Raw genomic sequence first — 20,206 nt, 5'->3', positions numbered from 1 at the left:
CAGGACCGATCGACGGGGAGGATTCGGGCTTTTTCGTGATGCCACCGCCAGCTTACGCTATATTTCGCCGGCGTCGCGATCATGTTTGGAAACAGGCGGTAACCGTTGGCGCCAAACGCGTCAGGCGGCAGCGATTATCCGGATCACGAAAAGGATCGCATCCGGTGCGGGCTGAACCCGCAAGACAGAGGCATCAGGTCCGAGCAGCAGGGCGTCGAGCGGCCCGAGACGAATGGGCGCGGCGCCGGGGAAAATGGCATGGCCCCTGTGACAAAGGATGAGGGTGGGACCGGCCTCGGTCGGGATTTCCACGGGCGTCGAAATCGCCAGACGCTCGACCTGATGCAACATGCGGCCGCGGCGGGTCATGACGTTGAGATCGGTGATCGGGCCGGCGATCAGCGCGGCACGCGTCGGCTGGTCGGCTGGAAAGGAAAATGGCTGGGAAGCCGCTGTCATCCGCTCCGGCGGACGGCCCGCGACATCAAGCACGATCCCCTCGCCCTCCAGCACCGACAGCGTGCGGTCGATGCCGGCAAAGCTGGAGAACGGCCCGCTGCCTTCGACCCGGGCCATCGAGACGCGCCAGTCGAAATCGTCGAGCCCCGCGCCGTCGGGCGAGACGGCGATCTCGGTCGTCGTGCCGCCGCCGTTCTTCCACGGCATGACGCGGTAATCGGCGGCGCGAAGGATGCGCATCACGTCAGCCGTTACCCGAGAATGCCGGGCAGGTTGAGCTGGTGCTCCTTGGCGCATTCGATGGCGATGTCATAGCCGGCATCGGCGTGGCGCATGACGCCGGTCGCCGGGTCGTTCCACAGCACCCGCTCCAGACGTCTTGCCGCGTCAGGCGTGCCGTCGGCGACGATGACCATGCCGGCATGCTGGGAGAAGCCCATGCCGACGCCGCCGCCATGGTGCAGCGACACCCAGGTGGCGCCCGAAGCTGTGTTGAGCAGCGCGTTGAGCAGCGGCCAGTCGGAGACCGCGTCGGAACCGTCCTTCATCGATTCCGTCTCGCGATTTGGCGAAGCGACCGAACCCGAATCGAGGTGATCGCGGCCGATGACGACGGGCGCCTTGAGCTCGCCCTTGGCCACCATCTCGTTGAAGGCAAGACCCAGCCTGTGCCGGTCGCCGAGACCGACCCAGCAGATGCGCGCCGGCAGGCCCTGGAAGGAAATGCGCTCGCGCGCCATGTCGAGCCAATTGTGCAGATGGGTGTTGCCGGGAGTAAGTTCGCGTACCTTGGCGTCGGTCTTGTAGATATCCTCCGGATCGCCGGAGAGTGCAGCCCAACGGAACGGGCCGATACCGCGGCAAAAGAGCGGACGGATGTAGGCCGGCACGAAACCGGGGAAGGCAAAGGCGTTCTCGAAACCTTCGTCCTTGGCGACCTGACGGATGTTGTTGCCGTAGTCGAGCGTCGGCACGCCGGCGTTCCAGAACGCCACCATCGCCTCGACATGCTCGCGCATGGAGGCGCGGGCCGCCTTCTCGACCGCCTTGGGGTCGCTGACACGCTTTTCGCGCCACTCGGCCATCGTCCAGCCCTTCGGCAGATAGCCATTGATGGGGTCGTGCGCCGAGGTCTGGTCGGTGACCATATCAGGGCGGATGCCGCGCTTGAACATTTCGGGCACGATCTCGGCGGCGTTGCCAAGCAGGCCGACGGACTTCGCCTCGCCGGCCTTAGTCCAGCGCTCGATCATTTCCATGGCCTCGTCGAGCGTCTCGGCCTTCTCGTCGACATAGCGGGTGCGCAGGCGGAAATCGATCGAATCGGGATTGCATTCGATTGCCAGACAGCAGGCGCCGGCCATGACGGCAGCCAATGGCTGGGCGCCGCCCATGCCGCCAAGGCCGCCGGTCAGGATCCATTTTCCCTTGAGATTGCCGCCATAATGCTGGCGGCCGGCCTCGACGAAGGTTTCGTAGGTGCCCTGCACGATGCCTTGCGTGCCGATATAGATCCAGGAGCCGGCCGTCATCTGGCCGTACATCATCAGGCCCTTCTTATCGAGCTCGTTGAATTTCTCCCAGGTCGCCCAGTGCGGTACCAGGTTGGAGTTGGCGATCAGCACGCGCGGCGCGTCCGGGTGGGTACGAAACACACCGACCGGCTTGCCGGACTGCACCAGCAGCGTCTCGTCCTGGCCAAGCGTCTTCAGCGACGCAACGATTTGATCGAAATCGTTCCAGGTGCGCGCCGCCCGGCCGATGCCGCCATAGACGACCAGTTCGTTGGGATTCTCGGCGACATCAGGGTCGAGATTGTTCATCAGCATGCGCAGCGGCGCCTCGGTCGTCCAATACCGGGCGTTGAGCTTGTCACCGCGCGGCGCGCGCACTTCGCGGATATTGTGGCGAGGGTTGTTCATCATTGTCCCTTTCGGATGAGGCGGCGCGTCAGCGCCCGGCCCAGTCAATGGCGGTTTGGAGAATCTGCGTCAGCGTGGCACGGATCGGCGCGGCGAACGCCGCATCGTAGGGTACCGGCCAATTGTCCGGCGTGCCCTTCCCTTCGGGCTCGCGCATATAGCCGCGGTTGGAGAGTTCCATCTGCAGCGCATGCACGCCCTGAAGAGGCTGACCGAAATGGCGCGTGATCCACCCGCCCTTGAAGCGGCCGTTGACGACAAAGGTTTCGCCGGTTTCGGCCATGATCTGGCTGACGGTCGCCTGCAGCATCGGATCGGCGCTCTTGCCGTCATTCGTGCCGAGATTGAACACCGGCAGTCTGCCCTGGAACAGCCGTGGCAGCACCGAGCGGATCGAATGGCAGTCGTAGAGGACAATCTTGCCATGCAAGGCGCGCAACCTGTCGATCTCGGCCCGCAAGGCGGCGTGATAGGGTGCAAAGAACTTCTCGCGGCGCTCGTCGATCTCAGACGGGCCCGGCTCTTCGCCGTCGCGATAGAGCGGATCGCCGTCGAAGGTTTCGGTCGGGCATAGGCCGGTGGTTGCCTGACCGGGGTAGAGCGAGGCGCCGGAAGGATCGCGGTTGACGTCGATGACGGTGCGCGAGATGGCGGTGTGCACGACCGTGGCGCCGAGACCGGCGGCGAAATCATAGAGATTGTCGATCCACCAGTCGCAATCGCGACGACCGAGCCATGGCGACACCAGCCGGTTTTCGAGGCCGGCGAGGTCGATGCCGGTGTGTGGGATCGACACAAGCAGCGGTGCCGTGCCTTGTTTTATTGTCAGCCAGGAAGGTGTCATCGCGCAATCCCCGGCAGCGCCACCGCGCCTGCCGCCTCCACGGCCGCGCCGCTGCGCACCATGGCGATCGCCTTTTCCATGTCGGGGTGGAAGTGCCGGTCATTGTCGAGATGCGGCACCTCGGCGCGAACCAGCTTGCGCACGGCTTCGAGCGCTGCGCTCGAGGCCAGCGGCTGATGGAAATCGCAGCCTTGGGCGGCGGCCAGCAATTCGATTCCGATCACCGCAGTCGCATTCTCGACCATGCCGATCAGCCGGCGCGCGCCATGCGCGGCCATCGAAACATGGTCTTCCTGGTTGGCAGAGGTCGGGATGGAATCGACTGATGCCGGATAGGCTTTCTGCTTGTTTTCCGAAACGAGTGCCGCCGCCGTCACCTGCGGGATCATGAAGCCGGAGTTCAGGCCGGGCTTGGGCGTCAGGAAGGCGGGCATGCCCGACAGCGCGGGGTCGACCAGCATGGCGATGCGGCGTTCCGACAGCGAGCCGATCTCGCAGACGGCAAGCGCGATCATGTCGGCGGCGAAAGCCACCGGCTCGGCGTGGAAATTGCCGCCCGAAAGCGCGGTATCGTCCTCGGCGAAGATCAGCGGATTGTCGGTGACGCCATTGGCCTCGGTTTCGAGCGTATCGGCGGCCTTGCGCAGGACATCGATCGCGGCGCCCATGACTTGCGGCTGGCAACGCAAGCAATAGGGATCCTGCACACGCTCGTCGCCGACCCGGTGCGACTCGCGGATGGCGCTGCCGGCCATCAAATTGCGCAGTGCGTCCGCGGTCTCGATCTGGCCGCGATGCTTTCTCAACAGATGAATGCGAGGATCGAAGGGTGCGTCGGAACCCTTTGCCGCGTCGGTCGACAGCGCGCCGGCGACAAGCGCCGACTGGTAGAGCACTTCGGCCTCGAACAGAGCGGCCAGCGCATAGGCCGTCGAAAACTGCGTGCCATTGAGCAGCGCCAGACCTTCCTTGGCGCCCAATGTCACGGGCTCCAGCCCGTGCGAGACGAAGGCGACCTTGGCCGGAAAACGGCCATGCGGGGTAAAGCATTCGCCGACACCGATCATCACCGCCGTCATGTGCGACAGCGGGGCAAGGTCGCCGGAGGCGCCGACCGAGCCCTGCGCCGGCACCACCGGGATGACGTCGTTGGCGAGCATCGCTTCAAGCAACTCGATGGTTTGCGAGCGCACGCCGGACGCACCCTGCGCGAGGCTTGCAAGTTTCAGCGCCATCATCAGCCGGGCAACGGCGACTGGCATCGGCTCGCCGACGCCCGCGGCATGCGACAGAACGATGTTGCGCTGCAGGGTCTCGAGATCTTCGGCCGGGATGCGCACGCTGGCCAGCTTGCCGAAGCCGGTGTTGATGCCATAGACCGGCTCGCCCTTGGCAACGATCCTGGCAACGGCCTCGGCGCTTGCCTTGATCTTTGGCCGGCAGGCGTCGTCCAGTTTGGGCACGGCGCCACGGTAGATGGCGCGCCAGTCGGCCAACGTGGCATTGCCGGGCTTCAAGGTCAGTTCGGTCATTGTCCTCTCCAGATGCGTGCATGCAGCGGGTTGAAGCCCATGCGGTAGACGAGTTCGGCGGGGCGCTCGATGTCCCAGATCGCCAGGTCGGCGGATTTTCCAGCCTCCAGCGTGCCGGTCTCGTCGAGCAGTCCCAGCGCACGCGCGGCCTCGCGGGTGACGCCGACGAGACATTCGTCGACCGTCATGCCGAACAGGGTCGCTGCCATGTTCATGGTCAGAAGCAACGAGGTCAGCGGCGAGGTGCCGGGATTGTTGTCGGTGGCGACAGCCATTTTCGCGCCATGCTGGCGGAAGAGGCCGATCGGCGGCTTCTTGGTCTCGCGGATGAAGTAGTAGGCGCCGGGCAGGATCGTCGCCACGGTTCCCGCCCTGGCCATCGCCATGGCGCCCGCCTCGTCGGTGTATTCGAGATGGTCGGCCGAAAGCGCACCATAGCGGGCGGCAAGTTCAGCGCCGTGCAGGTTGGACAGCTGGTCGGCGTGGAGTTTGACGGGCAAGCCAGCCGCCTTGGCGACATCGAAGACCCGCGCTATCTGCTCGGGCGAAAAGGCAATGCCTTCACAGAACCCGTCGACGGCATCAGCCAAGCCTTCTGCGGCGACGCCGGGAAGAATCGTTTTGACGACGAGATCGATGAAAGCGTCCTTGTCGCCCTTGGCTTCGGGCGGCAGCGCATGGGCTGCGAGACATGTGGTGCGGACCGTCACCGGGCGTTCATTGCCCAGCTGTCGCGCGGCGCGCAGCGATTTCTTCTCGTTTTCGAGATCGAGTCCATAGCCCGACTTTATTTCTACGGTGGTGACGCCTTCCGCCATCAGCGCATCGAGGCGCGGCAGCGTCTGGGCGACCAGGTCGCTCTCGCTGGCGGCACGCAAGGATTTGACCGACGAGACGATGCCGCCGCCTGCCCTGGCGACTTCCTCATAGGAGGCGCCGGCCAGCCGCATCTCGAATTCGTTGGCACGGTTGCCGGCATGGACGAGATGGGTGTGGCAGTCGATCAGGCCGGGTGTGATCCAGCGGTCTTCGCAATCGATGATCTCGCCTTGGGCAAGCCCCGAGGGCATCTCGGATTCCGGACCGGCATAGACAATGCGGCCATCACGCGCGGCCAGCGCACCATGCTCAACGATACCAAGATCGGCAGAATTTTCAGCCATGGTCGCCAGACGCGCATTGCGCCACAGGCGAAGCCCCCCTGCCCGGCTTTTGCTCTCTACAGCCATCATCTTTTCCGTTTCAATCGGTGGCGATTATGTATATACATATTGAAACGCACTGCAAGTGCCATCATCGCATGCGAGACCGGGAAGTGGAGAGAAAAGTGACCTATATCTTTGCGGAACAGGCGCTTCTCCCCAATGGCTGGAACGACAATGTGCGCATCACTTTCGCCAACGGGCGCATTACCGCCGTGGAGCCGGGGGGCACCGCGTCGGCAGGTGACGAGCGCCATGCCATTCTCCTGCCGGGCATGCCCAATCTGCACAGCCACGCGTTCCAGCGCGGCATGGCCGGGCTTGCCGAGTTGCGCGGTCCCTCCGCCGACAGTTTCTGGAGCTGGCGCGAGGTGATGTACCGCTTCGCGCTGTCGATGACTCCAGACCAGGTCGAGGCGGTGGCGGCGCAGCTCTATGTCGAAATGCTGGAGGCCGGGTTTTCCCGTGTCGGCGAGTTTCACTATCTCCATCATGACCGCGACGGAAAACCTTACGCCAACCCTGCCGAGATGGCCGAGCGCATCGCTGCCGCGGCCGGCGAAACGGGTATCGGCCTGACGCTGCTGCCGGTGTTTTACGCGCATTCCTCCTTCGGTGGTGCCGCGCCAAACGAAGGCCAGAGGCGATTCGTCAACGAAGTGGATGAGTTCGCCCGGCTTGTTGAGAAAAGCCGCGAATCGGTTCGCGCGTTGAATCAAGCTGTCGTCGGCGTCGCCCCGCACAGTCTACGCGCCGCGACGCCAGACGAACTCACGGCGGTTGCCGCCATGGCGCCAAACGGGCCGATCCACATCCATGTCGCCGAGCAGGTGAAAGAAGTAGACGATTGTCTTGCCTGGTCCGGCGCGCGCCCAGTCGAATTTCTGCTTGGGGCTGCCGATGTCGATCAGCGCTGGTGCCTGATCCACGCCACCCATATGACGGACGCCGAAACCATCGGCATGGCCAAAAGCGGCGCCATTGCCGGCCTTTGCCCGATCACGGAGGCCAATCTCGGCGACGGCACCTTTGCCGCGCCGTTGTTCAGGGAGCATGGCGGCCGCTTCGGCGTCGGTTCCGATTCCAACGTGCTGATCGGCCTGCCCGACGAATTGCGCCAGCTCGAATATTCGCAGCGCCTCGCGCACCGCGCCCGCAATGTGCTTGCGGTAGCCGGTGGCTCGACGGGCCGCGCGCTGTTCGATGCAGCGATCGAAGGCGGCAGCGTCGCGCTTGGCGCCGGCGCATCGCAAATCGCGCCTGGTTCATCAGCCGATCTCGTCTCGCTCGACGCCAAGAACCCTTCGCTGGCCGGCAAGACCGGAGACGCGATCCTCGACGCCTGGATTTTCGCCAATGGCAGCAAGGTCGACTGCGTCTGGGTGCATGGCAAGAAACAGGTCAGCGGCGGCAGGCATGCCAGGCGCGAGGCCATCGCCGAACGGTTTGGCAGCGTGATGACGGCGCTTTCCGAGGGATGAACTAGATGACCATGGCCGAACCGACGGAGATAGACGACAGCGAAACCGTCTCGCTGCATCAGCGCATCCTTTCCGACATCCGCGAAAAAATCCTGTCGGGCACCTGGGCGCCCGGCCACCGCATCCCGTTCGAACATGAGCTGACCGCCGAATACAAATGCTCGCGCATGACCGTGAACAAGGCTCTGTCGCAGTTAGCCAAGGCAGGTCTCATCGAGCGCCGTCGCCGGTCGGGCAGTTTTGTCAGCCAGCCACAATCGCAGGCAGCCGTGCTGGAACTGCACGATATCAGGATCGAGGTCGAGGCGCTCGGCCTGCCCTACCGCTACGAGCGGCTGGAACGCCTGAAGCGACGCGGCAATGCGGAGGACAGGGCAATGCTCGGACTGTCCGCCGCAGGTTCAGTGCTATGGCTCGAGGGCCTTCATTTTGCCGGCGAACGGCCATTCGCACTCGAGCGACGCCTGATCAATCTTTCAGCGGTTTCGGAAGCCGGGGACGAAGAGTTTCTGGAAATCGCCGCCGGGCCTTGGCTGATCGGCCGCGTGCCGTGGAGCGAAGCCGAGCACCGGATACGCGCCATGGCAGCCGACGAGACCGTCGCCGACGCGCTCGACATCGATCCCGGCGCGCCGTGCCTGGTGGTCGAACGTCGCACCTGGAGCGCCGAGCACCCGGTTACCCATGTGCGCTTCATCTATCCAGCGGAAAGCCATACGCTGGTGGCGAGGTTCACGCCGTCGCAGGGGTAAGCTGATCTCCCTTTGGGGAGATCAGCAGTTGCAGCGCCTTTACAGCGCAGCTGTAATAATGATCTCGACCAGATATTCGGGGCCGGCAAGCTTTGCCTCGCCGGTGGCGCGGGCGGGCGTGTGGCCCTGCGGCACCCACTTGTCCCACTCGGAATTCATCTCGGCGAAGGTGCCCATGTCGGCCAGCCAGATGATCGCCTGGACGATCTTGGTCTTGTCGGTGCCGGCCTTGGCCAACAACCCATCGATGGTCGCAAGGATGTCGCGGGTCTGCGAGGCGACGTTGCCGCCGGGTTCGCCGACCTGGCCGGCCAGGTAGACTGTGGTGCCGTGGATGACGATCTGGCTCATGCGCGGGCCAACATCGATGCGACGAATGCTCATTGCGAGGTTCCTTCCGTTGTGGTCGCGCCTCTTTAGAGTCGCCGTCCGCTTCGAGCAAGGCCGCCTGAACCGAAACCGTTTGAGCCAATCGTTCCATCCAGGGCCAGGCGCGTACACGGCGAGTTGACCACCGCGTCGCAGTTCCGCCGGATTGGCTTGTTGACTAATGTAATAACATCACATATCCAAGCGACCTGCCTGCAGCCACGTTTGGCCAACGGAACGATATGACCCAGACCTGCCTGACATTCCGTGACCTGACGCTGGGCTACAACAGCCATCCGGCGATCCACCATCTCGATGGGGCAATCCGCAAGGGCTCGCTGACGGCCGTGGTCGGCGCCAATGGTTCCGGCAAGTCGACGCTGATGAAAGGTATCGTTGGGGTGTTGAAGCCGATGGCCGGCGAGGTTATCCGCGCGCCGGGCGTGCGGGCGGCCTACCTGCCGCAGCAATCGGAGCTTGATCGCTCCTTTCCCGCCCGCGTCGTCGATCTGGTCTCGCTCGGCCTGTGGCCGAAGCGCGGCATGCTTGGCCGCTACACCAAGGAGGATCGCGAGACCGTCAGCCAGGCTTTGATGGCAGTCGGCCTTGGCGGCTTCGAGAAGCGGCCGATCGACACGCTGTCGGGCGGCCAGTTGCAGCGCACGCTGTTTGCCCGAGTGCTGTTGCAGGATGCCGACCTGATCCTGCTCGACGAGCCCTTCAACGCGGTCGACGCCAAGACGGTCGGTGACCTCATTGCCCTGATCAAGCGCTGGCACGGCGAGGAGCGCACCATCATGGTGGTGGTCCATGATCTGGATCTTGTGCGCCAGAATTTTCCCGAAACACTGCTGCTTGCCCGCCAGCCAGTAGCCTGGGGCGAGACCCGGGAGACGCTGAAGCCGGAGAACCTGTTGCGCGCGCGCCGCTTCCACGAAGCCTGGGAGGAGAATGCACCCTGGTGCGAGCCTGACGAGCACGCTCATGATCATGATCATCATCATGACGGCCACGATCACGACCATCACCACGGCGCCGGTCCGAGGGCTGCCTGATGGACGCGCTCTACGGCCTTTTCATCGCGCCTTTCGCCGATTTCGGTTTCATGCAGCGTGCGCTTTTCGGCTCGCTGATGCTGTCGCTCGGCGCCTGCCCGATCGGCGTCTTCCTGATGCTGCGGCGCATGAGCCTGTCGGGCGACGCGATGGCGCACGCCATCCTGCCGGGGGCGGCCGCCGGCTTCCTGTTCTACGGCCTCGAAATCCTGCCGATGACCATTGGCGGCCTGATCGCCGGCATCATCGTGGCGCTCGGCGCCGGTGCCGTCTCGCGCTTCACCATTCAGCGCGAGGACGCCTCGATGGCGGCCTTCTACCTGATTTCGCTCGCCATCGGCGTGCTGATGGTGTCGATCCGCGGCTCCAGCGTCGACCTCATGCATGTTCTGTTCGGCACGGTGCTGGCGCTCAACAACGAGGCTTTGACGCTGATCGGCGGCATCGTCGCGGTGACGCTGGTCAGCCTTGCTATCTTCTGGCGGGCCCTGGTCGCGGAATGCCTTGACCCGCTGTTCCTGCGTTCGGTCAGCCGCATCGGCAGCCCGGTGCATTTCATCTTCCTCGGTCTCGTCGTCCTCAATCTCGTTGGCGGCTTCCAGGCGCTCGGCACGCTTCTATCGGTCGGATTGATGATGTTGCCGGCGGCAGCCGCGCGCTTCTGGACGGCGCGCGTCGAGCCGATGTGCGTGCTGGCCGTGCTGATCGGCTTTGCCTCCTGCATTGCCGGGCTGCTCCTGTCCTACCATGCGTCATTGCCGTCAGGCCCGGCCATCATCCTGTCGGCCGGCGTCGTCTATTTCACCTCTATCCTGTTTGGCACGCGCGGCATTCTGCGCGCCCGCATCGTCCATCACCGTCACAGAACGGCCTGATCCCCCGCCCCAAAGGAGACCCAACCATGCTGAAATCACTCTGCGCCGCCCTGGCGATGAGCGTTATAACATTAGCCTTTGGAGCTTCATCGGCCTTCGCCGAGCCGCTGAAAGTGGTCGCCAGCTTCACGGTCATTGCGGATTTCGCCAAAAATGTCGGCGGCGACCGCGTCGACATCACCACCATTGTCAGGCCGGACGGTGACGCCCATGTCTATGAGCCGAGCCCTGCCGACGCGGTGGCCATGGCCAAGGCCGACATCGTCCTGGTCAACGGCCTGCATTTCGAAGGTTTCCTGCAGCGGCTGGTCGATGCCAGCGCCACCAAGGCCTCGATCATCACCTTGACCAAGGGGGTGACGCCGATCGATTTCAAGCCTGAGTTCGCCGACGCCGACGCGGCCGAAGGTGCCGGCACCGGCGGCGGCAAGACCGTCACCGACCCGCATGCCTTCCAGTCGATCGCCAATGCCAAGATCTATGTGAAGAACATCGCCGAAGCGTTCTGTGCGGCCGATTCCGACGGCTGCGTCGGTTACCAGACCAATGCCGCCACCTACACCAAGAAACTCGATGCGCTGGAAGGCGAGGTCAAGGCGGCGATCCAGTCGATCCCCGAGGCAAAGCGCGTCGTCATCACCTCGCATGACGCCTTCGGCTATTTCGAGCATGAATACGGCCTGACTTTCCTTGCCCCGCAAGGCATCTCGACCGATTCCGAGCCGTCGGCCGCCGATGTCGCCAAACTGGTCGAGCAGGTGAAGCAGGACAAGGCGTCGGCGATCTTCGTCGAGAACATCACCAATCCGCGCCTGATCGAACAGATCGCCAGCGAGACCGGCATCAAGGTGGGCGGCACGCTCTATTCGGATGCGCTGTCGCAGCCCGATGGCCCCGGCTCGACCTACATCGACATGATGCACAACAACATCCGCCAGATCAAAGGCGCCATTCTCGGCAGCTGAGAAGAGCGTTCTCGAAAGGCGGAGCCAGTCTCCGCCTTTTTTCATTCCCCTCTGGGCAATCCGAGTCAGAATCTTCGCTGGCAACGTCCATCTGCGCTATGATGTCGATCCGCGCGGGACGCGCATGAAGCGCAGATTGAGGCCGGCACTGCCATGACAGATTTCACGCCCTTCCAGTCGCTGCTCGGCGGTGCCCTCATCGGCCTGTCGGCGGTGCTCCTGATGGCGTTGCATGGACGGATTGCCGGGATGACCGGTATCCTAACAGGGGTCATTCCGCCGCTTGCCCCGGATTGGGGCTGGCGAGCCGCGTTTCTCATTGGCGCAGTCGTGGCGCCGCTCCTCTATCGGACTGTTGGCGGACATATTGCCTTCAGCGTGCCGCTGCCAACGCTGTCCCTCGTTGTCGGTGGCTTCGTGGTCGGCATCGGCGTGCATTTCGGCGGTGGCTGTCCGAGCGGGCATGGCATTTGCGGCATTGCGCGCCTGTCACCACGCTCGATGGCCGCCGTCGCGACCTTCATGGTCACCGCATTAATCACCGTCTTCATCATCCGCCACGTCGTCGGGGACTAACCATGAACAGGCTCGTTTCGGCATTCCTGATCGGCGGGATTTTCGGCCTCGGCATCGCTGTTTCCGGTATGATAAATCCGGCCAAGGTGCTGAATTTCTTCGACATTGCTGGCACCTGGGACCCCAGCCTGATCTTCGTCATGGGCGGCGGCTTGGCTGTCGCCTTTATCGGTTACCGACTGGTGTTCGGCCGGTACAAGGCCCCGGTGTTCGAAACCGAGTTTGCGCTGCCGACGAAGCGCGTTATCGATCTGGAATTGGTTGGCGGCGCCGCCGTGTTCGGTATCGGATGGGATTTTGCCGGCTTCTGTCCGGGCGGCGCCATTCCGGCGCTGGGCCTCGGCTATTCACAGACGCCGATCTTCGTCGCTTCGGTGATCGCAGGCATCGTCGTGGCGCGTTTTGTTCGGGCGCGCATCGCTCAGCCGGCCACGGCATAGGAATTGGTTGCCGGCCACGTCAGGGAGTGGCAAAACTCCTGCCAAATCAGATCGCGAGGACATCGTCATGGAATACCGCGAAATCAGCGAGGACTATTCGGTCTCTGGCCAGATCCAGGCCGAAGATGTCGCCGCCATCAAGGCCGCCGGCTTCAAGAGCGTCATCTGCAACCGGCCGGACGACGAACAGCCCGGCCAGCCTTCGGCCAAAAGCATCGGCTCGGCGGTCGAAGCCGCCGGCCTCGCCTTCCGTTACATCCCCGTGATCAGCGGCCAGATCACAGCCGAGAATGTCGAGGACCAGGCCGAGGCGCTGGATGAGCTCGAGGGCCCGGTGTTCGCCTATTGCCGCTCCGGCGCCCGATGCACCAATCTGTATGGGCTGATCCAGCAGTCGAAGGGTTAGATCGGCAGCGCGCCGGTCTCCTTCAGCGTCTCCAGCACGATCGCCGTCTTCACATGCTGCACGGATTCATGCGGCAGGAGCACGCCGTTGACGAACTCGGACAATGATTTGAGGTCGGGCGTCACCACCTTCAGGATATAATCCATCTCGCCGGTCAGCGCATGCGCCTCCTGCACTTCCGGCAATCGCGCCACCAATTCGCCGAAGCGTCGCGCGTTGTCACGGTTGTGGGTGGCCAAGGTCACCGAGATGACGTTGACCAGTGAGAAGCCGAGCTTGTCGCGGTCGAGTACGGCGCGATAGCCCTTGATATAGCCATCCTCCTCCAGCCGCTGGCGGCGGCGCGAGCATTGCGACGCCGACAGGTTCACCCTTTCGGAAAGGTCGTTATTGGTGAGCCGGGCATCGCCCTGCAAAAGAGCCATTATCTTGCGGTCAAACTGATCGATGCGCGTCTCATCCATGGTTTTTTCTCTAATCATGCATGCTTCACGCATGACATCATCATTTCAAGCGTTTGAATGCAAGCACCATGCACAGGCTCCACGCTATCATGGTTTCAAATGGCCCTTTCAGGCCAAACGAGATTTTCGGAGGAATATCATGGGTCCCTTCCCGCACGACGCCCCGCCCGCCACGATCAGCAGGGACAACCCTGCCGGCACCGATGGGTTCGAGTTCGTCGAATTCGCGCATCCCGAGCCGCAGAAGCTGGCCGAGCTCTTCACTCGCATGGGCTATGTGGCGGTGGCCAGGCATCGCACCAAGGACATCACTGTCTGGCGGCAGGGCGACATCAACTATGTCGTCAATGCCGAGCCCGGCTCGCACGCGATGAAGTTCGCCGACAAGCATGGCCCTTGTGCTGCCTCGATGGCCTGGCGGGTGGTCGATGCCAAACATGCTTTCGAGCATGCCGTCTCCAAGGGCGCCACGCCTTATGAAGGCGACGACAAGGCGCTCGACGTGCCTGCCATTGTCGGCATCGGCGGCTCGCTGCTTTATTTCATCGACAGCTACGGCAAGAAAGGCTCGGCCTATGACGCCGAGTTCGGATGGCTCGGCGCGCGCGACCCGCGGCCGCAAGGCGTCGGCTTCTATTTCCTCGACCACCTGACCCACAATGTCTATCGCGGCCAGATGGACAAGTGGTGGGACTTTTATCGCAATCTGTTCGGCTTCAAGCAGATCCATTTCTTCGACATCGACGGCAAGATCACCGGCCTGGTCAGCCGCGCCATCACCTCGCCTTGCGGCAAGATCCGCATCCCGCTCAACGAATCCAAGGACGAGACCAGCCAGATCGCCGAATACCTGAAGAAGTACAATGGCGAAGGCATCCAGCACATCGCGGTTGGCACGGACGAGATCTACGCCGCCACCGACAAGCTCGCCGAGAACGGGCTGAAATTCATGCCCGGCCCGCCCGAGACCTATTACGACATGTCGTATGACCGCGTGAACGGCCATGGCGAGCCGATCGAGCGGATGAAGAAGCACGGCATCCTGATCGACGGCGAGGGCGTGGTCGATGGCGGCATGACCAAGATCCTGCTGCAGATCTTTTCCAAGACCGTGATCGGGCCAATTTTCTTCGAGTTCATCCAGCGCAAGGGCGACGAAGGCTTTGGCGAGGGCAATTTCCGCGCTTTGTTCGAGTCGATCGAGCAGGATCAAATCAAGCGCGGCGTGATCAAGGTACAGGCGGCGGAATAGGCCGGTCTAACACGGGAACTCTTGCGGTTCGGTCGATTATGACCTAAATTCTAGTCATAAAGGATCGAGCACATGAATGTTTCCATCGCCGAAGCCAAGGCCAAACTGTCGGAACTTGTCAGCCGCGCGGAAGCAGGTGAGGAGATCGTTCTTACGCGCCACGGCAAGGTGGCGGCGCGCATTGTACCTCCGGCGGTGGCCGAACCTCTGCCGCGTATCGGCGCTTTGAAGGGCAAGATCTGGATTGCGGATGATTTTGACGAACTCGGTCCTGAATGGGACGAGTTCGTAAAATGACGGTCGGCCCCTTCCTCGCCGACACACATATCATCCTCTGGTCAATTTCGGACGACCGACGTCTCAGCGAGCATCACCGCGCCATCCTGGTTTCGGAAGCGGTGGTGTTCGTGAGCGCGGCGAGCGTTTGGGAAATTGCCATCAAACGTTCGATCGGAAAGCTCAACGCGCCGGACGATCTGCCGGCGCTGCTTCCAAGGATGCGATTTCAGCCGCTCACCGTAACCTTACAGCACGCGAACGCCGTTGGTGGCCTACCTCGCCACCATGGTGATCCGTTCGACAGACTGCTGATTGCGCAGGCGCAAGTGGAAAATCTGACCATCCTCACATCCGACCCGCATTTCGCCCATTATGATGTGGCTGTGACATGACTAGCGAAGGACCTGGTCTCACAACCGAAGCCTCTCAACCTCGTCCCGCCTAACCCTGACATCATAATCGAGCAGGAACTCGTCGAGTTGCGGCGGCGCGACGGAGGTGCCGGACAGCATGGCGTGGACCTGGCCGCGATGGTGGATGTCGTGCAGGAAGACGTGCGCCAGGATATTGCCGATCTTTTCCGGGATCATGCCGTCCTCGCGCCGGTCGGTGATGACGCGGCGATCGAGATCGCTTTCCGACAAGCCATCGCAGAAGGCAATCAGCCGCCGGTCGGCCGCGACCTGCGCGGCAAAAAGCTCCTGTGGTTCGTCGAAAGGCACGAAGTCATCATGGGCAGCGGCACCGACGCCGCCCTCTTCGAGAAAGTCCAGATAGAGATAATCGACCGCAAGCACATGGTTGAGCGTGGCCTTGACCGACGGGAAAAAGCTGGTGCGCTCAGCCTCGAACTCGCCGGGCTTCAGAGCAAGCACTGCGCGATAGAGCCGGTCGTTCGACCAGAGATTGTTGCCCGCCATGCGGCGCAGATGATCCAGAAGATTCATCGCTGAAAATCTGTCCTAGCCTCTATCTCGCGTAGTTCTCGACCTTCTGCTCGATGGCACCGAAGATCGAATGCCCGGCCTTGTCCTTCATCTCGATGCGTACCGTGTCGCCGAAGCGCAGGAACGGCGTCTTTGGTTCGCCGCTCGCGAGGGTCTCGATCATGCGCAGTTCGGCGATGCAGGAATAGCCTGCGCCTCCGGCCGACACAGGCTTGCCCGGGCCGCCGTCGAGCTTGTTGGACACCGTACCCGAGCCGATGATGGTGCCTGATACCAGCGGCCTCGTGCGGGCGGCGTGAGCGATCAGTACCGGGAAGTCAAAGGTCATGTCGACACCGGCATTGGCGCGGCCGAACGGCTTGCCGTTGATGTCGGCGAGCAGCGGCAGGCTGACCTTGCCGCCATCCCAGGCGTCGCCCAGTTCGTCCGGCGTCACCGCGACCGGCGAAAAGGCCGAGGACGGTTTCGACTGGAAGAAGCCAAAACCCTTGGCGAGTTCCGGGCCGGTCAGCGCGCGCAGCGTGACATCGTTGACCAGCATGACCAGCCGGATCGCGGCGCGCGCTTCATCGAGGCTGGCGCCCATCGGCACATCGTCGACGATGACGGCAATTTCGGCCTCCATGTCGATGCCGAAGGCTTCGTCGGCCATGCGGATCGGATCGCGCGGCGCAACAAAGGAGTCCGAGCCGCCCTGATAGATCAGCGGATCGGTCCAGAAGCTTGCCGGCATCTCGACGCCGCGCGCTTTGCGCACCAGTTCGACATGGTTCACATAGGCGGAGCCGTCGGCCCATTGATAGGCGCGTGGCAGCGGCGAATGCGCGTCGTGCTCGTGGAAGCGAGCCGCCGGCATCGCACTGTTCTCCAGCGATTCGGCGATTGTCGCGAGATGCGGCGAGATCCTGCGCCAGTCGTCGAGTGCCGCCTGCAGCGTGCGTGCCAAGAACGAGGCGTCTGTGTACTGTGTCAGGTCGCGCGAAACGACAACGAGTTTTCCATCGCGCGTCCCATCCTTCAGTGTGGCAAGCTTCATGCGGTTCCCTCTCCTGAGGCGGCCTTGGCGCCGCTTTGGCTTTTCTTACGCATGATCTTTTTCCGAAAACCGGTTTCCACTTTTCGGGATCATGCTAGCTCCACAACAAGGCCGTCGCGAGCGATCGTCAAGTCGCCGGCCCATGTTTTCCTGACGGCAGCAGTCCAATCGGTCTCGCCAATCTGGGGGTCGTCGGCCGGAATGAGGTGGTTGAGCACCAGTCTCTTCACGCCGCCATCGCTGGCGATGCGGCCTGCCTCTTCGGCAAAGCTGTGGCTGGCGAGCAGGTGTTCCCTGAGCCGCGCGCCATTGCCGGTCCTGGCAACCAGCCGCTCGATCCCCTCCTCCAGCATGGCTTCGTGGACGAGGATATCAGCGCCTTCGGCGAAATCGGCGAGCGGTGGGAAGAAGGCTGTATCGGCCGAAAACACCACGCTCTTGCCGCCATGCTCGAAGCGCAGCGCAAAGCAGTCGGTCACCGGCGGATGGTCGACGCGCAGCGCCGTCACCTTCAGGCCGCGCTGCTCGACCACATGGCCTTCGCCGAATTCTTCGACAGAAACCAGCTCGCGAATATCAGGCCGGCCCTCGTCGACGATGCGGATTTCGATGTCGAATTCCATCGCCTGACAAAAGCGCCGCCAGTAATGGCCGGTGCCGGGCGGGCCAAACAGGCTGACCGGCGTCGCCAATCCGGCCGTCCAGGCGGTGTGGATCAGCGGACCCAGTTCCAGCACATGGTCGGAATGCAGATGCGTGATGAAGATCAGGTCGAGCGCCTTCAGGCTGACACCGGCATCGACAAGGCCGCGCGTGACGCCGAGCCCGCAATCGACGACGATGGCCCGCCCGCCGATCTCGAGCAGCGACGAACTCGGCCACGGCCCGCCCGGCCGTAGCGCAGGGCCGCCTTTGGAGCCCAACAGCACCAGCCGATCCGGCATTGAATTGCCGCTCAAGACCAGTCGCCCTCGGGCGTGCCGTTGAAGCGCTTCTTCAGGTCGGCCCAGCAGTCGATATAATTGTCCTGCCGGGTTTCCAGTTCGGCACCGTATCGGGTCAGCATCTGCGGATAGCGGGTCTCGAACATGAAGGCCATGGTGTTGTCGAGCTTGACCGGTCTCAGGTCCGCGCGCGAGGCCTTTTCGAAGCCAGGCGCATCCGGGCCGTGGGCCAGCATCAGATTGTGCAGGCTGATGCCGCCGGGAACGAAGCCTTCCTCCTTGGCATCGTACTGGCCGTGGATCAGACCCATGAACTCGCTCATGATGTTGCGGTGATACCAGGGCGGCCGAAACGTATCTTCCGCCACCAGCCAGCGCGGCGGGAAGATGACGAAATCGATATTGGCGGTGCCCTCCTCGCCGCTCGGCGCCGTCAGCACGGTGAAGATCGATGGATCGGGATGGTCGAACAGCAGCGCGCCGACCGGCGAAAACGTCGCCAGATCATATTTGTAGGGGGCGTAGTTGCCGTGCCAAGCCACCACGTCGAGCGGCGAATGGCCGATCTCGGTGACATGGAAATTGCCGCACCATTTCACGATCAGCCGGCACGGCGTCTCCTTCTCCTCGAACCAGGCGCAGGGCGTCTTGAAGTCGCGTGGGTTGGCCAGGCAATTGGCGCCGATGGGGCCGCGATCAGGCAGTGTCAGCTTGGCGCCGTAATTCTCGCAGACATAGCCGCGCACTTCGGTGTCGACCAGTTCGACCTTGAAGACGAGGCCGCGTGGCAGCACGGCGATCTCGCCGGGTCGAAGCTCGATGACGCCCATCTCGGTGACCAGCCGCAAGCTGCCCACCTGCGGGACGACCAGCAATTCGCCGTCGGCATTGAAGAAATGATCATCGACCATCGAGCGATTGGCGACATAGACATGGGCGGCCATGCCGGTCTGCCCGAGCACGTCACCGGCCGTGGTGATGCTGCGCATGCCCTGGATGAAATCTGTCGGCTCCTTCGGCATCGGTACCGGATTCCACCTGTATTGTCCGAGCGCCAGTTCGTGGTCGCCGACATTGGGCGCAGTCTTCCACAGCGGGTAGCTGGCTGCCTTGAACCGGCCGGTGTGCTTGACACTTGGCCGGATGCGGTAGAGCCAGGAACGCTCATTGGTGCCACGCGGCGCGGTGAAGGGCGATCCGGAAAGCTGCTCGGCATAGAGGCCGTAGGCTGGCCGCTGCGGCGAATTGCGGCCCTGCGGCAGGGAGCCAAGCAGCGTCTCGGTCTCAAAATCGTTGCCGAAGCCCGGCATATAGGGAAAGGCCATCGCTTCCTCCCGGATTGACCAAACTGGTTTCATTTGTAACCATCGAAAATGTAACTATCAATGGCGACGCGAGACATATGCGAGCGCTGAAACATGACGAGCAAAGCGACCGATCCCGAGATCCTGGAGCTGGAAAGTTTCCTGCCTTACCGGCTCTACCGGCTTGCGGATGCGGTCAGCCGGGAATTCTCGAAAATCTACAGCGACCGCCTGGGGCTGACCCGACCGGAATGGCGCACGCTGTCGGGCTTGGGACAACGCGGCACGATGACCGCGACGGCGCTTGGCGAGCAATCAGCCATGCACAAGACCAAAGTCTCGCGTGCCGTCGCGGAACTCGAACGGCGGCGCTGGCTGACCCGCGCGCCGGATGAGAGCGACCGGCGCGTCGAGCATCTGACGCTGACCAAAGCGGGCCTTGCCGCATATCGCGAAATGGTGCCGTTGGCGAAGGCGTTCGAGTCACAGTTGCTAGCGCGGCTCGATTTATCGGACCGCTCCCTAATTCTCGCAGCTATCGCGAAACTCGAAGCGCAATTCTGAAATAGCGGGCAAGACCATTTTCATTTTCGCTACGGTCATAAAGTCGAGGTATTTCTTTCCGCTTGGAGAGGTCGTGATGGACCACCTTGATTGGAAGACATTTGTCCCTTGGGCGATTAGCATCGCGACCGATTTGCTCGGTATCTGGCAATATTCTGACAAACAGGCCCAGGCAAATCGCGAGCCGTTCCTTAAAGAGCAGACCAGGCTGTTGTTTGAAGCCAGTGAAACCGTTTCAACCCTAGCGAATACCACAGATCCGGCTGTCTGGAAGAACGCTCGTTCACGGTTCTGGACTCTCTACTGGGGTCCGTTGAGTTTGGTCGAAGATGTTCGTGTCGAGAATTGCATGGTAAAGTTGGGGGAGATCATACCGCCGACGAAGCAGGCTGAAATCCCTGCCCTGCCTTTCGACGACCTTCGGACCGCATCTTACGAATTGGCCCATATCGCCCGCAATCTCATGATCAAGAGTTGGGATGCCAAGCTTGATATGAAGGTCACAAACTCATTCAGCATTTGCAAAGATGGGTAGGCG

The 20,206-nt window shown here is 62.7% G+C and carries 24 protein-coding genes; 13 read left to right on the top strand and 11 right to left on the bottom strand.

The genetic code is table 11. From position 1 onward, the window contains the following. Window positions 1-120 precede the first annotated feature (120 nt). The 5 genes from EN850_RS02170 to hutI are packed head-to-tail and all read right to left on the bottom strand — an operon-like array spanning window position 121 to window position 5,986. The gene (locus EN850_RS02170) at window positions 121-699 is read right to left on the bottom strand and encodes a HutD family protein (protein ID WP_135932205.1); all 579 of its coding nucleotides are present in this window, start codon (window positions 697-699) and stop codon (window positions 121-123) included. 11 nt (window positions 700-710) lie between these two features. Further along, complete coding sequence (gene hutU, locus EN850_RS02165; RefSeq protein WP_135883659.1) at window positions 711-2,381, bottom strand: urocanate hydratase; 1,671 nt, start codon at window positions 2,379-2,381, stop codon at window positions 711-713. A 28-nt stretch (window positions 2,382-2,409) separates the two neighbouring features. After that, entirely contained in the window at window positions 2,410-3,225 is an 816-nt protein-coding gene (hutG, locus tag EN850_RS02160; protein WP_127869666.1) for an N-formylglutamate deformylase, read from the bottom strand. Beyond that, a complete protein-coding gene (gene hutH, locus EN850_RS02155; protein WP_127280648.1) occupies window positions 3,222-4,757 on the bottom strand; it encodes a histidine ammonia-lyase in 1,536 nt (511 codons plus the stop codon). Before hutH ends, hutG begins: the two co-directional genes overlap by 4 nt. Beyond that, the gene (gene hutI / locus EN850_RS02150; RefSeq protein WP_136090505.1) at window positions 4,754-5,986 is read right to left on the bottom strand and encodes an imidazolonepropionase; all 1,233 of its coding nucleotides are present in this window, start codon (window positions 5,984-5,986) and stop codon (window positions 4,754-4,756) included. The genes hutH and hutI overlap by 4 nt, the downstream gene beginning before the upstream one ends. A 98-nt stretch (window positions 5,987-6,084) precedes the next feature. Here hutI and EN850_RS02145 point away from each other — a divergent pair, with 98 nt between their 5' ends. Then, window positions 6,085-7,440, top strand: coding sequence for a formimidoylglutamate deiminase (locus EN850_RS02145; RefSeq protein WP_136090504.1), 1,356 nt, complete (start codon window positions 6,085-6,087; stop codon window positions 7,438-7,440). 11 nt (window positions 7,441-7,451) lie between these two features. Continuing rightward, window positions 7,452-8,192 (top strand): histidine utilization repressor, encoded by a 741-nt coding sequence (gene hutC, locus EN850_RS02140; RefSeq protein WP_136090728.1) that lies wholly within the window; start codon window positions 7,452-7,454, stop codon window positions 8,190-8,192. A gap of 39 nt (window positions 8,193-8,231) precedes the next feature. Here hutC and EN850_RS02135 read toward each other — a convergent pair whose 3' ends face one another. Further along, window positions 8,232-8,576: a RidA family protein gene (locus tag EN850_RS02135; protein WP_136090503.1), complete on the bottom strand. Its 345-nt coding sequence runs from the start codon at window positions 8,574-8,576 to the stop codon at window positions 8,232-8,234. A 227-nt stretch (window positions 8,577-8,803) separates the two neighbouring features. On the opposite strand from EN850_RS02135, the gene aztA reads away from it, so the two are divergent. The 6 genes from aztA (at window position 8,804) to EN850_RS02105 (ending at window position 12,878) form a co-directional block, all read left to right on the top strand. After that, window positions 8,804-9,616, top strand: coding sequence for a zinc ABC transporter ATP-binding protein AztA (gene aztA / locus EN850_RS02130; protein WP_136090502.1), 813 nt, complete (start codon window positions 8,804-8,806; stop codon window positions 9,614-9,616). Next, window positions 9,616-10,491 carry a zinc ABC transporter permease AztB gene (gene aztB / locus EN850_RS02125; RefSeq protein ID WP_136090501.1) on the top strand — a complete coding sequence of 292 codons (876 nt, stop codon included), beginning with the start codon at window positions 9,616-9,618 and terminating at the stop codon, window positions 10,489-10,491. The genes aztA and aztB overlap by 1 nt, the downstream gene beginning before the upstream one ends. Before the next feature lie 26 nt (window positions 10,492-10,517). Next, window positions 10,518-11,456, top strand: a complete 939-nt coding sequence (aztC, locus tag EN850_RS02120) for a zinc ABC transporter substrate-binding protein AztC (RefSeq protein WP_136090500.1) — start codon at window positions 10,518-10,520, stop codon at window positions 11,454-11,456. Window positions 11,457-11,609: 153 nt separating this feature from the next. After that, window positions 11,610-12,032, top strand: a complete 423-nt coding sequence (locus tag EN850_RS02115; RefSeq protein WP_136090499.1) for a YeeE/YedE family protein — start codon at window positions 11,610-11,612, stop codon at window positions 12,030-12,032. Window positions 12,033-12,034: 2 nt separating this feature from the next. Further along, a complete protein-coding gene (locus tag EN850_RS02110; protein ID WP_136090498.1) occupies window positions 12,035-12,472 on the top strand; it encodes a DUF6691 family protein in 438 nt (145 codons plus the stop codon). 67 nt (window positions 12,473-12,539) lie between these two features. Then, entirely contained in the window at window positions 12,540-12,878 is a 339-nt protein-coding gene (locus tag EN850_RS02105) for a TIGR01244 family sulfur transferase (RefSeq protein ID WP_127279826.1), read from the top strand. On the opposite strand, the gene EN850_RS02100 is transcribed toward EN850_RS02105, so the two are convergent. Beyond that, window positions 12,875-13,342 (bottom strand): Lrp/AsnC family transcriptional regulator, encoded by a 468-nt coding sequence (locus EN850_RS02100; protein WP_032933331.1) that lies wholly within the window; start codon window positions 13,340-13,342, stop codon window positions 12,875-12,877. The genes EN850_RS02105 and EN850_RS02100 overlap by 4 nt on opposite strands. A 139-nt stretch (window positions 13,343-13,481) precedes the next feature. Here EN850_RS02100 and hppD point away from each other — a divergent pair, with 139 nt between their 5' ends. The 3 genes from hppD to EN850_RS02085 all read left to right on the top strand — a co-directional run bounded on the left by hppD (window position 13,482) and on the right by EN850_RS02085 (window position 15,265). Continuing rightward, window positions 13,482-14,594: a 4-hydroxyphenylpyruvate dioxygenase gene (hppD, locus tag EN850_RS02095; RefSeq protein WP_127279825.1), complete on the top strand. Its 1,113-nt coding sequence runs from the start codon at window positions 13,482-13,484 to the stop codon at window positions 14,592-14,594. A 72-nt stretch (window positions 14,595-14,666) separates the two neighbouring features. Beyond that, a complete protein-coding gene (locus EN850_RS02090) occupies window positions 14,667-14,891 on the top strand; it encodes a type II toxin-antitoxin system prevent-host-death family antitoxin (RefSeq protein ID WP_127869671.1) in 225 nt (74 codons plus the stop codon). Then, window positions 14,888-15,265 carry a type II toxin-antitoxin system VapC family toxin gene (locus EN850_RS02085; protein ID WP_135883622.1) on the top strand — a complete coding sequence of 126 codons (378 nt, stop codon included), beginning with the start codon at window positions 14,888-14,890 and terminating at the stop codon, window positions 15,263-15,265. The genes EN850_RS02090 and EN850_RS02085 overlap by 4 nt, the downstream gene beginning before the upstream one ends. A gap of 18 nt (window positions 15,266-15,283) precedes the next feature. Here the strand turns inward: EN850_RS02085 and EN850_RS02080 are convergent, their stop codons facing one another. From EN850_RS02080 to hmgA, 4 genes are all read right to left on the bottom strand, one after another. Then, on the bottom strand, window positions 15,284-15,820 hold the full coding sequence (locus EN850_RS02080) for a DinB family protein (protein WP_127869672.1): 537 nt from the start codon (window positions 15,818-15,820) through the stop codon (window positions 15,284-15,286). 22 nt (window positions 15,821-15,842) lie between these two features. Continuing rightward, window positions 15,843-16,856, bottom strand: a complete 1,014-nt coding sequence (locus EN850_RS02075) for a fumarylacetoacetate hydrolase family protein (protein ID WP_135863945.1) — start codon at window positions 16,854-16,856, stop codon at window positions 15,843-15,845. A gap of 89 nt (window positions 16,857-16,945) precedes the next feature. Next, complete coding sequence (locus EN850_RS02070; protein WP_189590994.1) at window positions 16,946-17,800, bottom strand: MBL fold metallo-hydrolase; 855 nt, start codon at window positions 17,798-17,800, stop codon at window positions 16,946-16,948. An 11-nt stretch (window positions 17,801-17,811) separates the two neighbouring features. Further along, window positions 17,812-19,125 (bottom strand): homogentisate 1,2-dioxygenase, encoded by a 1,314-nt coding sequence (gene hmgA, locus EN850_RS02065; protein ID WP_136090496.1) that lies wholly within the window; start codon window positions 19,123-19,125, stop codon window positions 17,812-17,814. A 93-nt stretch (window positions 19,126-19,218) separates the two neighbouring features. Here hmgA and EN850_RS02060 point away from each other — a divergent pair, with 93 nt between their 5' ends. Both EN850_RS02060 and EN850_RS02055 read left to right on the top strand, forming a co-directional pair. Further along, entirely contained in the window at window positions 19,219-19,668 is a 450-nt protein-coding gene (locus tag EN850_RS02060) for a MarR family transcriptional regulator (RefSeq protein WP_127869676.1), read from the top strand. Window positions 19,669-19,744: 76 nt separating this feature from the next. Further along, complete coding sequence (locus tag EN850_RS02055) at window positions 19,745-20,203, top strand: hypothetical protein (protein WP_136090495.1); 459 nt, start codon at window positions 19,745-19,747, stop codon at window positions 20,201-20,203. Window positions 20,204-20,206: the final 3 nt, after the last annotated feature.

The sequence above is a fragment of the Mesorhizobium sp. M8A.F.Ca.ET.207.01.1.1 genome, assembly GCF_004794715.1.
Classification (GTDB): domain Bacteria; phylum Pseudomonadota; class Alphaproteobacteria; order Rhizobiales; family Rhizobiaceae; genus Mesorhizobium.
This window is presented reverse-complemented; position numbering and strand designations above follow the sequence as displayed.

Bases quoted from the DNA above. Each gene is read 5' to 3' on its own strand.
- EN850_RS02105 (WP_127279826.1), top strand. From the start codon at position 12,540: ATGGAATACCGCGAAATCAGCGAGGACTATTCGGTCTCTGGCCAGATC.
- EN850_RS02135 (WP_136090503.1), bottom strand. From the start codon at position 8,576: ATGAGCATTCGTCGCATCGATGTTGGCCCGCGCATGAGCCAGATCGTC.
- hppD (WP_127279825.1), top strand. From the start codon at position 13,482: ATGGGTCCCTTCCCGCACGACGCCCCGCCCGCCACGATCAGCAGGGAC.
- EN850_RS02115 (WP_136090499.1), top strand. From the start codon at position 11,610: ATGACAGATTTCACGCCCTTCCAGTCGCTGCTCGGCGGTGCCCTCATC.
- EN850_RS02080 (WP_127869672.1), bottom strand. From the start codon at position 15,820: ATGAATCTTCTGGATCATCTGCGCCGCATGGCGGGCAACAATCTCTGG.
- EN850_RS02075 (WP_135863945.1), bottom strand. From the start codon at position 16,856: ATGAAGCTTGCCACACTGAAGGATGGGACGCGCGATGGAAAACTCGTT.
- hutH (WP_127280648.1), bottom strand. From the start codon at position 4,757: ATGACCGAACTGACCTTGAAGCCCGGCAATGCCACGTTGGCCGACTGG.
- hmgA (WP_136090496.1), bottom strand. From the start codon at position 19,125: ATGGCCTTTCCCTATATGCCGGGCTTCGGCAACGATTTTGAGACCGAG.
- hutG (WP_127869666.1), bottom strand. From the start codon at position 3,225: ATGACACCTTCCTGGCTGACAATAAAACAAGGCACGGCACCGCTGCTT.
- aztA (WP_136090502.1), top strand. From the start codon at position 8,804: ATGACCCAGACCTGCCTGACATTCCGTGACCTGACGCTGGGCTACAAC.
- hutC (WP_136090728.1), top strand. From the start codon at position 7,452: ATGGCCGAACCGACGGAGATAGACGACAGCGAAACCGTCTCGCTGCAT.
- hutU (WP_135883659.1), bottom strand. From the start codon at position 2,381: ATGAACAACCCTCGCCACAATATCCGCGAAGTGCGCGCGCCGCGCGGT.
- EN850_RS02070 (WP_189590994.1), bottom strand. From the start codon at position 17,800: ATGCCGGATCGGCTGGTGCTGTTGGGCTCCAAAGGCGGCCCTGCGCTA.
- hutI (WP_136090505.1), bottom strand. From the start codon at position 5,986: ATGGCTGTAGAGAGCAAAAGCCGGGCAGGGGGGCTTCGCCTGTGGCGC.
- EN850_RS02085 (WP_135883622.1), top strand. From the start codon at position 14,888: ATGACGGTCGGCCCCTTCCTCGCCGACACACATATCATCCTCTGGTCA.
- EN850_RS02170 (WP_135932205.1), bottom strand. From the start codon at position 699: ATGCGCATCCTTCGCGCCGCCGATTACCGCGTCATGCCGTGGAAGAAC.
- EN850_RS02060 (WP_127869676.1), top strand. From the start codon at position 19,219: ATGACGAGCAAAGCGACCGATCCCGAGATCCTGGAGCTGGAAAGTTTC.
- EN850_RS02055 (WP_136090495.1), top strand. From the start codon at position 19,745: ATGGACCACCTTGATTGGAAGACATTTGTCCCTTGGGCGATTAGCATC.
- EN850_RS02110 (WP_136090498.1), top strand. From the start codon at position 12,035: ATGAACAGGCTCGTTTCGGCATTCCTGATCGGCGGGATTTTCGGCCTC.
- aztB (WP_136090501.1), top strand. From the start codon at position 9,616: ATGGACGCGCTCTACGGCCTTTTCATCGCGCCTTTCGCCGATTTCGGT.
- aztC (WP_136090500.1), top strand. From the start codon at position 10,518: ATGCTGAAATCACTCTGCGCCGCCCTGGCGATGAGCGTTATAACATTA.
- EN850_RS02100 (WP_032933331.1), bottom strand. From the start codon at position 13,342: ATGGATGAGACGCGCATCGATCAGTTTGACCGCAAGATAATGGCTCTT.
- EN850_RS02090 (WP_127869671.1), top strand. From the start codon at position 14,667: ATGAATGTTTCCATCGCCGAAGCCAAGGCCAAACTGTCGGAACTTGTC.